We start from the raw sequence: 13,488 nt of genomic DNA, 5'->3' as shown, positions 1-13,488 counted from the left end.
CCAATGCGGGGCGGTACCGTCTGGCTGGTGGATGGCGATCGTAACTGCCTCAGTGCCTGCGCAGCGCAGACGTCCCTTGTCAGAGGCGTGTCAGTGTCGATGAGGCGCGTTGTCGCGGCCCGGAATTGGAGGGTTGGGGGTTGAGAGGGTAGGCTGACACGGCACTTGGAGGTGTCGCCTAGTCAGGTCTATGGCGCCCGCCTGCTAAGCGGGTTTGGGAGGTAATCCCATCGCGGGTTCAAATCCCGCCACCTCCGCGGATGCCCGGTGACTCTTAATATGAGGGGCGCCGGGCTTTGTGCATGGTGGGGCCGTTTGGTGCCTCGGATGAAGGTCCTGAAGTTGGGATCGACGATACCCCTCGGCGGCCTGGTGTCCCGCATCTAGTGTTCCGGAAACCCGCTTGCCAGGCGGATTTCCGGGGACTGAATTACGCGAATTTGCATTACGGAATCAAGAGCTGTAATGTTTAGCAACGTGCACAGCGCAATGCGCCCGTGGCTCAACGGATAGAGCATCTGACTACGGATCAGAAGGTTGGGGGTTCGAATCCCTCCGGGCGCGCAGATGGAAACCCCGCCTTTGTGGTGGGGTTTCGTCGTCTTGAGGAGGCTCTTTCCGGAAGCAGGCAGGAATATCCGCGTCTCAATTCAGCCCTGTGCTCTTACCTGCGATAAACCACACAATCGGTCCGACAAGTGGGAAGCAGAAGCAGACGACGATCCAGGTCACCCTTCCCGCGCCCGTCACGTAGTCCGATCTGAGAATCGACAAAAGAGCAAAGACGAACGCGATGATCGGAACGGTGATGGCCGAGACCGACAGAATCATGGGCGAAAATTGACAGCAGCCCCGCCCGCCCGTCACGTAGTAGCAGCAATTGACGTCCGGTCGGGCGAAATCTGTACCCCGGTTGCAGCAGCTCTGGCATACGGCCGTGACAGAAAGCCCGTAGTGTTTCCCCATGACGCAGATCTTCATCGTTCACGAGCCCTCCTGCAGCCCAGGCAGACTCGGGCAACTTTGGCGCAACGCCGGGGCAGACGTCGTCGAGATCAACGCCTGGAACCATCCGGTGCCGCCGATTGTGGACGCTGACGCACTCGTGGTGCTAGGCGGCTCTATGAGCTGTCAGGATGATGCTGAGGCTCCGTGGCTCGCCCCCACCCGCCAGCTCATCGCCCGGACGGTGAAGGCAGGTACGCCCTTCCTCGGCATCTGCCTGGGTCACCAACTCGCCACCGTCGCGCTGGGAGGACAGGTCTGCACCTCCGACCATTTCTGCCTTGGAGCGGCCGAGATGCACCTCACCCCGGAGGGAAAGAAGGACCCGCTGCTGTCGGTCTACGACGGACATCGCGGTATTCATTTCAACAACGATGTTGCGGTCGTCCTGCCCGAGGACGCCGTTCTGCTGGCGCGCGATCCCACCGGTCAGATCGAGGCCGTCAGGTTCGCTGAGCGTGCATGGGGGGTACAGTTTCATCCCGAGTGCACTCCCGAAATCTTCGATGCCTGGACTATCGGCCACGGTGAGAAAGAATGGCAGCAGCGTCTTCCTTGGTCAGAGGCCGTCACGGCAGCAGAGACGGTGCGTCGCGACATCGACACCGTCAATGCCGAAGAGGCTTTCGCGGCGCGATTCCAGGAACTTATAGACCCTGAGAAAAGGTGATTCCCGAGGCTCAGTAGGCCTCGGGAATTAGTTGTGAGTATCAGCGACAGACCGTCACAAGGCGACGGCCTCACCCATAACCACCGCGCGAGTGCGCGGTATCCGGAACACCCGAGTGCGATCGGCCTGGTTGCGCGACATAGTGATGTAAAGCATCTTGCGCCAGCCAGCCATTTGCGCACCCTGTTGTGGTTCGTCCCGCTTCACGTCTACTAGGGAGAGGTAGTAGATCGCCTCGTCGAGATGATCCTTGAGCCAAGGACACTTGGCCGCCGCCAGAGCTAGCGCCTTGGGGACGTCCTGGGAATCGGTGAACCCGACGTGACACGCGATATAAGTGATGCCGTCGGTGGGTCTGCCGAGGTCTACTTTCTCAATACGGTTGACGTGCCGCACGTGCGGCACGTTCTCCACCACTATCGAGATGATGATGTTGTGCTCATGCAGCACATGGTTAAACCTGAGGTTATTAAGCAGGGCCAACGGGGTTGTTGCCCGCCCAGGATGCGGGTAAACGGCCAGGCCAGGGACGCGGGTTGGCTTGGTTTCGTGCATCCAGTTGAGGAAGTCGTCCAGCGGCCCCTCATCATCTTGTCGCTGCTTGGCGATGTAGGCGGTGCCGCGTCGCCACGTCGTCATGATGATGACGACGATGGTTGCGAACAACAGCGGGATCCAGCCGCCAGAGGCGATCTTCAACAGATTGGCGGAGAAAATCGATAACTCGACGCCGCCGACAATGACACCAAAAAAGATGAGAGCCCACATCGGCCAATGCCATGCCCGGTGAGCCAGCACCAGAAACAGGCTCGTCGTCAGGAGGAAGGTGCCGGTCACGGCCAAACCATAAGCCGTGGCTAGTTTCGACGAGGTCTGGAAGATGAGGATGAGGGCTAGCACGCCGATAAAGAGGGTCCAGTTGACCTCTGGGATATAGATTTGGCCGCCCTCGGACTTCGAGGTATGACGCACGCCGAGGCGCGGCAGTAACCCCAGGCGGGCGGCCTCTGAACTCATCGAGAACGCCCCCGAGATGACTGCCTGAGAAGCGATGACGGTGGCCATTGTGGCGATGGTGACAAGCGGAATAGTCGCCCAGTCGGGAGCCATCCTAAAGAACGGGTTATCGATCCAGTCGGGGTGCGACAGGATCATGGCCCCCTGGCCCAGGTAGTTGATGAGCAAACAGGGGAGCACAAGGCCGAACCAGGCGAGTCGGATCGACGGAGCCCCGACGTGGCCCATGTCGGCATATAGCGCCTCGGCGCCGGTAATCGTCAAGACGACCGCGCCCATCGCAATGAAAGCCATCGCTGGACGCTCGATGGAAAACAGGATTGCCCAGTGTGGAGACAAGGCCGTAATGATAACCGGGTGGTGGATGATCCACGGAATACCCAGGGCCGCCAAGGTGAGGAACCAGGTCGCCATTACCGGCCCGAAGGCCTTGCCAATGACCTCCGTTCCCCGTCTCTGCACGATGAATAAGAGGGTAAGAATGACGACCGAAGCTGGCAGAACGATCTTTTCTGCATCCGGGTTGGCCACCGTGAGGCCTTCCACGGCGCTCATCACAGAAATCGCTGGGGTGATAAAGGAATCTCCATAAAATAGGCCGGCGCCGACGATGCCGAGTAGGAGCGCCGTCATGCCAGTGCCCTTGTGGCTAGCCATGAGCCGACGCACCAAGGCCATCAGGGCAAGGATGCCCCCTTCGCCGTCGTTGTCAGCACGCATAACGAATATGACGTATTTAACACACACCACGAGCAGGATCGACCAGAAGATCATCGAGATGATCCCCATGACGTCACCGTGGGTTGGGCGCACGGCATGGTTCTCCATGGAGAACACCGTTTGGAGAGAGTAAAGGACTGAGGTGCCGATATCGCCGAAGACGATTCCTAATGCGGCTAGGGCTAGTCCAGGTTTCATGGATCGGATCGGTTCACGATCAGCGATCGGCTGGGTGGCTTTGGCCACCTCCTGCCGTTCATGGCTGCGAATCACTCAAGAAAGTATGGACCTTATCGCCTCACCTGCAAATTGATCGGCGAATCGGACGTAGCGCATGGGCGGGAAAAGTGACCGTGAGCTCCTCTGTGATGCTGTTTTCGTCACATCTGAGATGCGGTGACGCCGTTACGCTCGCGACACAATAATGGCGCTGTAGGGCGGCAGGACGAGGGTCGCAGAGGCTGGATGGCCGTCATAGGCGCTCTCGACGGCGAAGATGTGGGCAGGGTTGTAGCCCCATGAGTAATCGCCGGCGAACTCCATAAGAGGCATGAGTTCGACGGCGTTGACGCCCAGGTGGGTGAGGTGGTCGATCTTGGACTCGACATCCCCCAACTCTGCGGGCTTGTCGTCGTTGGGATCTTTGTCGAAGAAGGTTCCGACGTGCATCTCGTAGATGACGAGTTCGTTCGTCGGTGGAGCAGTGAAGTCATCACCCTCCCAGTCGTAAGAATTGGGGTCGGTGATAATGCCATTGCCGATCGAGTTCGTCACGTGGCGGGCGTAAGGGTCGATGCGGGAGATCACCTGCCCGCCGTTCATGAGAACGAAGCGGTACTCGTCGCCCACCCGCGCTCCGGCCGCCTGACCGTACCAGTAGTCGTTGTCCTCGCTGACGAGCTGGAACTTCGCCGAGCGGACCTGTTTAGCGTCGTTCTTATTACCGGTCGGCTGAGCTGCCCAGTCATCGAAGGTTCCGGTGACGGCGACGGCCTCAGCATGCGGTGCCCACACCCGGAACGCAGCGTTACCGTCGATGAGACAGACGCCCATGCCTTGAGCACGGTCGGCATAGTCGGTAGGGATGGGGTCGTTGGCATTTGGGAGGGAGTCGCCACCGTCTGCGGTCGTGTCATCGGTCATCGTTCTCCTTGTCGTCGGAACAACCGCAACCAACGGTATCCGCCGACGCATGAGAGATGGCCTCGTCGATGGATCGACGGTGGCTACGGTGGGCCACATGTATGACTCCGTTGAACACCTGCCCGCTGCCGACCACCCCGAGCTGCTGGCCGCGACGGTCGCCGGTCGAGTTGCCGAGTTGCCGTCGGCAGTCGTCTTCAGCATTGGTCCTGAGATTGCTGATACCGAGGCGCTGTGCGAGGCGTTCGGTGAAGGCCCAGAGACCTGCGCCAACTGCGTCATCGTCAGGGGGAAGCGTGGTGACATCGAAAAGTATGTTGCATGCCTGGTTTTGGCGACGACCAGGGTCGACGTCAACAAAGTCGTGCGCAAAAAGCTCGACGTCCGTAAAGCATCCTTCGCGCCGATAGACGAGGCTGTCGGCATGTCCGGGATGGAATACGGCGGTATCACTCCGGTAGGGCTGCCCGCTGAGTGGCCGATCTGGATCGATCCACGGGTAGCCGAGGCCGAAGCGGTGTGTATTGGATCAGGGCTGCGCAGTTCGAAGCTCATCGTCAGTGGAGGCGATGTACTCTCCCTGCCCGGCGCTGAAGTCGTCGCGGGGTTGGCGAACTGAGGTTACTTGGGGCTGGTGCGCCGCTCTCAACATCGCTCATCCTAGGGTTGCCGTAGCGGTCACGGTGCCATCGGGGCGACGGACCTTGGCCTCGTCTTCCTCGATGCCGACGGTGAGTCGAGTCGGGGCCGTCACGGCGGCGCGGAACCGGTAAGAAAACTGCTTACCTGTGAAGTCCGTGCCCGTGTCCGCAAACGCCTGAGCCATGAGCAGGGCTTGTAATGGTCCGTGGACCACCAGGCCGTCATGTCCGGCGCTGCGGCAGAAATCGCGGTCCCAGTGGATCCGATACGGGTTCGCTGTCAGGGCTGAAAAGGTCACTAACAGGGGCTCGGTTACCAGGAAGCCGTTGCCGCCGGTGTGACCGGCGCCCTCTGGCGATGGACCTGCGGAGTGAGTCGGCATAAAGACGTAGTCCTGGTCGTCGACAAGGCAGTCCCGGCCGTCCTGGGACCACGTGGACCTCATTGTCACGAAGTGGAGCAGGCCACGATGACCCTTCTTGTCGGTGACTGAGGCCACCTTGGTGGTGCGCGAGGTCTCGCTGTTGAGAGCCAGCGGGGAGATGGTGCGCACCCGTCCGCCTGCGAACATCCTCATCATGCCCGGTTCTGGGGTGATCGGTGAGCCGATCACGTAACCGTTCTCGTCGAGGTTGCCGGGGATGACCGGGTCGAGGAGGAGTCCCCAATGCCAGCATGGTGGGACGACTGCGTGGGGTTCTTGGGAGCCAAGTAAAGCCGCTAAGCCACGCAGGTCGGCTGGGCGCAGGATAGTCATTCCGCCAGGCCGTACAGACGGTCGCCGGCGTCACCTAGGCCGGGGACGATGTAGCCGTGCTCGTCGAGGTGATCGTCCAAGCCGGCGACGATGAGGTGACAGGGGACGTCAAGGTCCCTGACGAGTTTGCGGAAATTCTCAATGCCTTCAGGGGCAGCCAGGATGCACAGGCAGGTGATGTGGTCGGCGCCGCGGCGGACCAGGAACTCGACAGTGCCGCCTAGGGAACCGCCGGTAGCCAGCATCGGGTCGAGGACGTAGCACTGACGGCCAGAGAGATCCTTGGGGAGACGCTCAGCGTAGGTCATCGGTTGGAGGGTTTCCTCATCACGGGCCATGCCCACGAAGCCGACCTCAGCTGACGGGATGAGGCGCATCATGCCCTCGAGCATTCCCAGGCCGGCGCGCAGAATCGGAACCACGAGGGGCTTAGGGCGGGTCAGGGCGACGCCCTCGGTGGCGGTGAGCGGGGTGGTGACGGTGGTTGGCTCGATGCGCACCTCGCGGGTGCCCTCGTAAGCCATGAGGGTGACAAGTTCCTCGACAAGCTGGCGGAAAACCGGGCTGGGGGTGTCTACCGAGCGCAACAAGGTCAACTTATGGGAGACGAGCGGATGATCCATGACGTTGAGTTCCACGAGTCTAACCTTGGCACATGGGGGCGCGTTGGTAGCATTCGGCTCCCGGTCTGATTACGTATTGGCAGGAACGGACAGTGGGGCCGGGTAGGGGAGCGTGGTGCTTCCTGAGAATGTGGCGGGTAAATTGGCCTTGCGACTGTTTCCCCGACGAAATGTCTGCAACGATGGAGACGTTCGCCGCCCCCAAGGAGGTCGTCATGTCCCGGTTCAACGATAACGAGTTCGTCCCCGACGATGACGTCGATGATTACGACGATCTCGATGATTACGACGAGTTGTCTGATGACGACGACTACGGCGATGACGGGGACGACGATTACGACGATGATGACTATGACGACGATCTCGAGGACGCTAGCGAGGACGAGATCGACTTTGTAGTAGCCCTCTACAACGATGACGGTGAGCGCGTCGCAGTTCCTATGGAACCGATGCTCGCTAATGACTTCGATGAGCTCATCACCCAGCTGAGGCGTTTGCCCGGTGATGCTGGCGCTGTCGGTATGGTGTCCATCGACCACCAGTTTTACGTCATCGTCCGGGTGCGTGGCCGAAATGTGCAGGTCTTTCTGTCCGACGCCACCCAGGCCAACGATTGGCCGATAGCCCGCGATGTCGCTGATTTCCTCGGTGAGGACATTCCTGATCCCGATGACGATCCCGAGACCATGGGTGACGGCGACATGCTTGCTGACGCTGGGCTGGGGGAGTTTGACATGGAGGCTTTCGCTGACGCTGACGAGGATTCTGACGAGATCCTGTCCGATATTGCTGCCCGGGTTCACTTCGGGCCGCAGTTCGAGCGGGCCGCTAACACTTCGGCGCGCTGACCTGTGGCCGGTCCGATGCCGGGTTGGCGTCAGGCCATGACCCAGGCGCTTGACGTGGCGCGCCGCGCCGCCACGTGGGGCGACGTTCCTATCGGCGCGGTGATTCTCGGCGCTGACGGCGAAGTCCTTTCCGAGGCTGGCAACGAACGGGAGCGTACCGGCGACCCGACGGCCCACGCGGAGGTGCTGGCCATCCGTCGTGCCGCGGAAGCTCGTGATGGCTGGCGCCTCGGTGATTGCACCCTCGTCGTCACCTTGGAACCATGCACCATGTGCGCCGGAACCATTGTTGCTGCGAGGATCCCGAGGGTGGTTTTTGGAGCCTTTGATTCGAAGGCCGGTGCCGTCAGTTCCCTCTTTGATGTCATGCGCGATCCGAGGCTGCCACACCGGCCGAAAGTCGTCACAGGTGTGATGGCCGAGGAGTCGTCTGCCCTATTGCGCGAATTCTTTGACGGACATCGGGCCTGTACCGTGGACGGGTGACCAACACGACGACGGAACCGACACCCGCAAGATCCGGGGCGACACCACAGCCCGGGGAGAAACGGGTCCGGTTCCCGCGCACTCGGGCATACATCCAGCGCCATGAGTTCCTCGCTTCAGTGACGAAGGTTATTAGTGGCACCGGCCTGGCTCAGCTGATTGCAGCTCTGGCCACCCTCTACGTCACCCACCATATTGACCCAGCTGATTGGGGTATCTACGGCGCCATCATGGCGGTATCCCAGTTCGTCATCCCCGCTGCCGCACTGCGCTACGACATGGCCATCGTGCTGCCTCGTGACGATTCGGAGGCCAAGCGGGTATTCCGACTGGCGACCCGCATCAATGCCATCGTTTCTGGGGTCGCGATGACAGCGATGGTTCCGCTCGGCCCCTATCTCAGCGCCCTGCTGGGCAAGCCCCAGGCCAGGTGGTGGTTGTTGGCGGTGGGCCCGAGCACCTTCACGTATGCCCAGGTGAACGTTGTGAACTTCTGGGCTAATCGACGTAAACGTTTCGGTGTCATCGGGGCCAATGCGGTGTGGTGCCAGTCGACGACGGCGGCGGGAAGGATCGGGTCGTGTGCGGTCTCCCTGGGGGCGTTCGGCCAGGTGATCGCCACCTTCTTGGGCAAGTGTCTGGCTCTTAACAACTTCCGGCGTCAGTTGGGCTCGGACCTGCGTGGCATCAAGGAGGCAGAGGTTCCGCTACGCACCCTGATGCGTAAGTATCGTCAGTTGCCGTTGTTGACGGCGCCCAATGTCATCGTCGACGCTATTCGTCAGCAGGGCGTCAACATGATCATCATGGTGAGGTTTTCGACGTCGGGATATGGACGGTTCTCGATCGCGTGGACCCTCATGCAGATGCCAGCGTCCGTCATCAACCAGGCACTATCCCAGGTGTTCTTCCAGAAATTGTCGGTTTCTGATGCCGGGAGGTTCTACCAAACCGTCAAAAAGTCGGTCGTGAGATCCTTCCTCATCGGCATTGTGCCGTTCGGGCTGCTGTACTTACTCATCCCGCCAGTGCTTCCGTGGCTGCTGGGTGCGAAATTTCACCAATCGGCGGACATCGCGGTGGCGCTGGTGCCGTGGCTCTTCGTCAATTTTGTCACCTCGCCGATCTCAAATATGTTCATCGTGACCCGAAACAATGGCATCGCGCTGGTTTTCGCGATCGTGTATGCGGCGGTGCCGCTGACCTACCTGAACCTTAGTCACCTGTCGATCGTCGGTACGATCTATCAGATGTCCTTCATCATGGCCGGACTCCTGGTGTTCTACATCGGGCTGGCGCTTGTGGTGGCGAAGAGATTTGACCAGAAGAATGTGAAGTTGGACGGCGAGGTCGAGGCTGCGCAGGAGGCTGAGGTTACAAGCGAGGACGAGAGCAACCGTCCCTGACGCTCTCGACGCCTACCCGATGCGTTCCTGACATTCGGATTTTGGTGTGTGGCGACGGATTCGCTACCCTTATTTACGGTGACGTGTCTGAGCGGCCGAAAGTGCCCGCCTCGAAAGCGGGTGTAGCGAGAGCTACCGAGGGTTCAAATCCCTCCGTCACCGCCAGCTGGGTCCCGGGGATATGCATCTCCGGGACTTCATTATGTAGTGCCGCCCGTCGTCCCCAGGGTGCGCCTCGTTCCTCATGGTTCCAGCGGTTTTCGCCTGGTGTTTCACGAGTGCTCTCTGGATTCACCGTGGACCTGGCAGGCCGTCACTGTGGGAGAATTTGGTGCTGTTTACCCGAGGGGTAGGTGTTTCCCTGCTCTGGGGTGTTGGCAAGGGTTGTCGCTCCATTGGCTCATTCGGTGGTCAATAAAGTCACCAAGGAAATCCTTGAGTTTCTTGTGCTCTGGTGGATTTACTTCACTCTCATGCAGCCGGTCAGTTACGCTTTTGGCGCCAGCGTTATGGTGACGATCGTTACCGCCGCAGCGGACCGCAACCCTTATCACCACCTGGCTCCGATCACTGATCTGCGCCCTCAGCTGCGAAGAACCCGTTTGCTCGGTTGCAATAATGGGAGTCATGCAGCCAGCCGACCTCGCCCTATTCCTCGGTGCTGTCGTCGTGCTGCTCGCCGCTTTCGCAGCTCGGATTGGCACTCGTCTTGGTCTGCCGGCACTATTGCTGTTCTTGCTGGTTGGCATGCTGCTTGGCCCGATTGGGTTCGGTATTAATTTCAACGATTTAGCTGCCGCACACGCCATTGGTTTTGCTGCTCTCGTGCTCATCCTTGCCGAGGGCGGACTCTCAACGAACTGGAAGGATATCCGACCAGCTTTGGCCCCGGCTGCCCTGCTCGCAACCGTCGGTGTCGGGGTCTGTTTTGGTGTCATGACGCTGCTCGGACACTATGTGCTCGGTTTGCATTGGAGCGTCGCCGCCTTGCTCGGTGCAGCCACTGCACCCACTGACTCTGCCGCAGTCTTTTCGGTACTGCGCGGGGTCTCGTTACCGAATCACCTGAGGTCCGTGTTGGAGGCCGAGTCGGGCCTCAATGACGCCCCAACCGTTCTCGTCGTCATCGCCCTGACGGGAGTGGCCACCGGGGACTCGAGCGCCGGCGTCCTTCCGCTCCTCGGATCGATCGCCGTCCAACTCATCGGCGGTATCCTCGTCGGTCTGCTGGTGGGGTGGGTAGCCGGCAAGGTCAGTCGGCGTATCACCCTGCCATCGGGCAACCTGTACGCTATCGCCGCCATGGCATGGGCCGTCACTGCCTACGGCACAGGAGTGTGGATTGGCGTCTCCGGGTTTTCGGCCGTCTACGTCGCCGCTGTCGTCATCGGCAACGGCGATCTTCCCTACCAACACACCACCAGGTCCTTCTCAGAAGGCATCGCCTGGATCTGCCAGATCGGCCTATTCGTCATGCTCGGTCTGTTAGCTAACCCCGATCGCCTTACCTGGGGTTCGGTCGGGGCAGGTATCGCTGCCGGTCTGCTGCTCACCCTCGTTGCGCGCCCAGTGGCTGTGGCCGCCTGCACGATATGGTTCGGGTTCGAACGTAACGAACGGCTCTTCATGTCATGGGCTGGCCTGCGCGGCGCCGTGCCCATCATTCTGGCAACCATCCCAATGGCGTCAAATATGGATCGTGCGGACGAGTTCTTTGACGTCATCCTGGTTCTCGTCGTCGTCTTCACCTGCATCCAAGCCCCGACTCTGCCTGCCGCCGCGGATATTCTCGGTGTCGTCGATCCCCAGATGGCTAAAGATGTCTCCATCGAGGTTGCGCCCCTCGACGAGATCGCTGCCGACTTACTGCAGGCCGACGTGCCCAAAGGGTCGCGTCTGGCTGGGGTGACAATCCGCGAACTGAGACTTCCACGCAACTGCGTCGTTTCCCTTATCATCCGCGGTGACAGATCCTTTACCCCGCACGCCGGAACGGTGCTGGAACAAGGTGACGAGTTGCTTATCGTCGTGCCTCAGGGGAAGCGTCGGACCGTCGCTGAGAGGCTTATCGAGATCAGTCGGGGCGGTCGTCTGGCACGCTGGCACGGCCTACGGGTGCAGACTGCTGACTGAGGAATCGTTGAAGAGGTCCGGTAAGCCTTAGGAGGGCTGTTCCCCCGGCGACGCGAGCATGGACGGTGTCGGGGAGGGCGATGGCAGACATACCGACCCGTTGACTTTCACTGACTTTGACGCAGTTGTCTTGAAGTTTGGGTCGCGATCGCCGAGTACCACCTCGACCTCATGGTCGACGCGCTTGGGATCCGACTTCACGACCGCCCCTGGGAAATAACCGGCAACCAGCCCCACCTCAGGATTTTTGGCGTCCTGCCCGATGATGGTGACTTTTTTGACGCTCGGCTGACGGTTAGACACCGAATCGATGACGAACCCTACGTTGGCGAGCTGTTTGGATACACTTCCGGCCAGCCCACGGGTGTGCCCCGAGTTGTACACCGAAACCGTGACGTCCTGGGTCGTCAATTCGCCGTTAACGTCCTGATTGACGCAGGGGGTAAGAGGTGGCGGCGGGATGGGGGCACTCACGGCCTTCCACCCGACGCGGATGGCCACTGCGATGAGAAGGACGAGGGCCAGCAGGGTTAACGGGGTTCCTGCCATCCTCAGATAGTGGCGACGCTCATCGGAAGTCATGATGGCCATTCAGGTCAAGGACACGAGCGTGCAGGGTCTGACGCTGTTGCAGTGCGGCACGCAGAGCGCGATGCAGGCCGTCCTCTAAGTAGAGGTCGCCATGCCAAGCCACGACGTGGGCGAAGAGGTCCCCATAAAAAGTGGAGTCATCCTCGAGGAGATTCGCCAAGTTCAGGGTGCTCTTCGTCGTGACGAGCTGGTCCAGACGCACCTGAACGGGTGCCAATTGGGACCACTTCTTCTGCGTGTACCCGTGGCTAGGGTATGGACGGGAGTCACCGACACGTTTGAAGATCACAGAACGATCCTACAAGCTCCTTGTGATCCTGGCAGATGGGCCCGGGAGAGCATGTGACAGGCTGAGAAATACACCCACTGGGTGCTGAGGGTGCCACCACGATCGGGTTGGCAGCCAACAAAGCGGCCTTTGACAGGATGGTCAGCGCGATCAACGCATGCTGATGTCGGATCTCGGATAAAGCACTTCGATCACCATTGGGCGCGTCTCACTTCGAGACGCGCCCAGCGACGTTGCGCCAGTTGCACAGCGCGGTATGACAAGCTGAATAAAGAGTACGCGTATGCGCGTACGTTCCAGCCCCCTAGCGAGAGGTCGATACATGGACATCAGTGCCATGGATCCCAAGGACATTCCCGGACTGTTCGACGCTGAAGTCGTCGGACCGGACGGCGAGAAGGTCGGGACGATCCAGCAGATCTTTGCCGACGAGGTCACCGGAGCTGCGACCTTTGTGACCGTGCTTTCGCAGGGCCATGAGTACTTCATTCCGGTGCGAGGCGCCGAATACTCCACCAGCCAGGTCAACGTCCCGTTTAGTCGAAACCTCATTGAAACCGCTCCCGAGGCGTCCGAGGAAGACGATCTCTCGCGCGACCGCGAGGCCGAGGTTTACGGGCATTACGGCATGGAACCTGCTCGTCGTTCTGGCTTGGAGATTAGCGATGACGACGACATAGCCATCGCCCATCCCGGACGTGGTGCCGTCAGCGAGTCTGACATTGTCGAGGCCGATGTGGTTGACGACTCTGAGCCTGATGCCGACGAGGCTGGTCAGGGCACTGTCGTCACCCCGATCGTCGTCTCCGAGGCCGGCTCTGACGCTGAGGATACCGATGACGACGAAGAGAACCGTCCCAAGGTGCTCAGCGACGATCACGGTGACGAGGAAGCTCACACCGTCGATTCCGCCCCGGCTGTGGGGCTGCCTGCCGGTGCCAAGCTGCGTCGCTACGTCGTCACAGACCTGGTGACCGTGCAGATCCCGGTGCGCCGTGAGGTGGTGTGCTGGGAGGATTCCGAGGGCAATATCCACGACTTCGACAAGGTTGAGGCGCCCGAGGAAGCTAAGAGGGCTGGGGTTCCGGGTCAAGCGACCTGGTGGTTCAACGACGGCCCGGAGGCTCCGGCTGGTTGATGCCTTAGAAGTATTGAAAC

General features: G+C 60.4%; 14 protein-coding genes, 3 tRNA genes and 2 pseudogenes. 11 read left to right on the top strand and 8 right to left on the bottom strand.

Annotated features, from left to right (window positions below; genetic code table 11):
* Nucleotides 1-167: 167 nt before the first annotated feature.
* Nucleotides 168-257, top strand: a tRNA-Ser gene (locus tag LRP59_RS01055).
* Nucleotides 258-491: 234 nt separating this feature from the next.
* A tRNA-Arg gene (locus tag LRP59_RS01050) sits at nt 492-564 on the top strand.
* 81 nt (nt 565-645) lie between these two features.
* Here the strand turns inward: LRP59_RS01050 and LRP59_RS01045 are convergent.
* Nucleotides 646-831: a PLDc N-terminal domain-containing protein gene (locus tag LRP59_RS01045; RefSeq protein WP_002514635.1), complete on the bottom strand. Its 186-nt coding sequence runs from the start codon at nt 829-831 to the stop codon at nt 646-648.
* 133 nt (nt 832-964) lie between these two features.
* On the opposite strand from LRP59_RS01045, the gene LRP59_RS01040 reads away from it, so the two are divergent.
* The gene (locus LRP59_RS01040) at nt 965-1,675 is read left to right on the top strand and encodes a type 1 glutamine amidotransferase (protein WP_002514634.1); all 711 of its coding nucleotides are present in this window, start codon (nt 965-967) and stop codon (nt 1,673-1,675) included.
* A 54-nt stretch (nt 1,676-1,729) separates the two neighbouring features.
* Here LRP59_RS01040 and LRP59_RS01035 read toward each other — a convergent pair whose 3' ends face one another.
* From LRP59_RS01035 to LRP59_RS01025, 3 genes and pseudogenes are all read right to left on the bottom strand, one after another.
* Nucleotides 1,730-3,610, bottom strand: coding sequence for a potassium transporter Kup (locus tag LRP59_RS01035; RefSeq protein WP_002533694.1), 1,881 nt, complete (start codon nt 3,608-3,610; stop codon nt 1,730-1,732).
* 207 nt (nt 3,611-3,817) lie between these two features.
* On the bottom strand, nt 3,818-3,964 hold the full coding sequence (locus LRP59_RS01030; RefSeq protein ID WP_032499834.1) for a glycosyl hydrolase family 13: 147 nt from the start codon (nt 3,962-3,964) through the stop codon (nt 3,818-3,820).
* Nucleotides 3,965-4,252: 288 nt separating this feature from the next.
* Nucleotides 4,253-4,465 (bottom strand): annotated as a pseudogene (locus LRP59_RS01025) (isoamylase); the annotation flags it as partial.
* A 139-nt stretch (nt 4,466-4,604) separates the two neighbouring features.
* Here LRP59_RS01025 and LRP59_RS01020 point away from each other — a divergent pair.
* Nucleotides 4,605-5,174, top strand: coding sequence for a YbaK/EbsC family protein (locus tag LRP59_RS01020; RefSeq protein WP_002520788.1), 570 nt, complete (start codon nt 4,605-4,607; stop codon nt 5,172-5,174).
* Between the two features lie 36 nt (nt 5,175-5,210).
* On the opposite strand, the gene LRP59_RS01015 is transcribed toward LRP59_RS01020, so the two are convergent.
* Together LRP59_RS01015 and upp are read right to left on the bottom strand one after the other, a co-directional pair.
* Nucleotides 5,211-5,954 carry a MaoC/PaaZ C-terminal domain-containing protein gene (locus LRP59_RS01015; protein ID WP_002514630.1) on the bottom strand — a complete coding sequence of 248 codons (744 nt, stop codon included), beginning with the start codon at nt 5,952-5,954 and terminating at the stop codon, nt 5,211-5,213.
* Nucleotides 5,951-6,577, bottom strand: a complete 627-nt coding sequence (upp, locus tag LRP59_RS01010) for a uracil phosphoribosyltransferase (RefSeq protein ID WP_002519548.1) — start codon at nt 6,575-6,577, stop codon at nt 5,951-5,953. The genes LRP59_RS01015 and upp overlap by 4 nt, the downstream gene beginning before the upstream one ends.
* Nucleotides 6,578-6,792: 215 nt before the next feature.
* Here upp and LRP59_RS01005 point away from each other — a divergent pair, with 215 nt between their 5' ends.
* From LRP59_RS01005 to LRP59_RS00980, 6 genes and pseudogenes are all read left to right on the top strand, one after another.
* Nucleotides 6,793-7,425, top strand: coding sequence for a tRNA adenosine deaminase-associated protein (locus LRP59_RS01005; RefSeq protein WP_032499833.1), 633 nt, complete (start codon nt 6,793-6,795; stop codon nt 7,423-7,425).
* Nucleotides 7,426-7,461: 36 nt separating this feature from the next.
* Entirely contained in the window at nt 7,462-7,911 is a 450-nt protein-coding gene (locus LRP59_RS01000; protein ID WP_171011480.1) for a nucleoside deaminase, read from the top strand.
* Nucleotides 7,908-9,317 (top strand): lipopolysaccharide biosynthesis protein, encoded by a 1,410-nt coding sequence (locus LRP59_RS00995; protein WP_002514626.1) that lies wholly within the window; start codon nt 7,908-7,910, stop codon nt 9,315-9,317. The genes LRP59_RS01000 and LRP59_RS00995 overlap by 4 nt, the downstream gene beginning before the upstream one ends.
* Before the next feature lie 77 nt (nt 9,318-9,394).
* A tRNA-Ser gene (locus tag LRP59_RS00990) sits at nt 9,395-9,482 on the top strand.
* A 67-nt stretch (nt 9,483-9,549) separates the two neighbouring features.
* Nucleotides 9,550-9,856, top strand: a pseudogene (locus LRP59_RS00985) (hypothetical protein); the annotation flags it as partial.
* Nucleotides 9,857-9,935: 79 nt separating this feature from the next.
* Complete coding sequence (locus LRP59_RS00980) at nt 9,936-11,450, top strand: potassium/proton antiporter (protein WP_002514625.1); 1,515 nt, start codon at nt 9,936-9,938, stop codon at nt 11,448-11,450.
* 27 nt (nt 11,451-11,477) lie between these two features.
* Here the strand turns inward: LRP59_RS00980 and LRP59_RS00975 are convergent, their stop codons facing one another.
* On the bottom strand, nt 11,478-12,041 hold the full coding sequence (locus tag LRP59_RS00975) for a LytR C-terminal domain-containing protein (RefSeq protein ID WP_002520784.1): 564 nt from the start codon (nt 12,039-12,041) through the stop codon (nt 11,478-11,480).
* Nucleotides 12,019-12,330 (bottom strand): type II toxin-antitoxin system VapB family antitoxin, encoded by a 312-nt coding sequence (locus LRP59_RS00970; RefSeq protein ID WP_002514623.1) that lies wholly within the window; start codon nt 12,328-12,330, stop codon nt 12,019-12,021. Before LRP59_RS00970 ends, LRP59_RS00975 begins: the two co-directional genes overlap by 23 nt.
* Before the next feature lie 322 nt (nt 12,331-12,652).
* On the opposite strand from LRP59_RS00970, the gene LRP59_RS00965 reads away from it, so the two are divergent.
* Nucleotides 12,653-13,468 (top strand): hypothetical protein, encoded by an 816-nt coding sequence (locus tag LRP59_RS00965; RefSeq protein ID WP_002514622.1) that lies wholly within the window; start codon nt 12,653-12,655, stop codon nt 13,466-13,468.
* Nucleotides 13,469-13,488 lie beyond the last annotated feature (20 nt).

Origin of the sequence: Cutibacterium sp. 37298, assembly GCF_023838685.1 — a bacterium.
In the GTDB taxonomy this organism is placed as follows: domain Bacteria; phylum Actinomycetota; class Actinomycetes; order Propionibacteriales; family Propionibacteriaceae; genus Cutibacterium; species Cutibacterium acnes.
The sequence above is the reverse complement of the archived record's forward strand: the minus strand, read 5'-3'. Positions and strand labels throughout refer to the sequence as shown.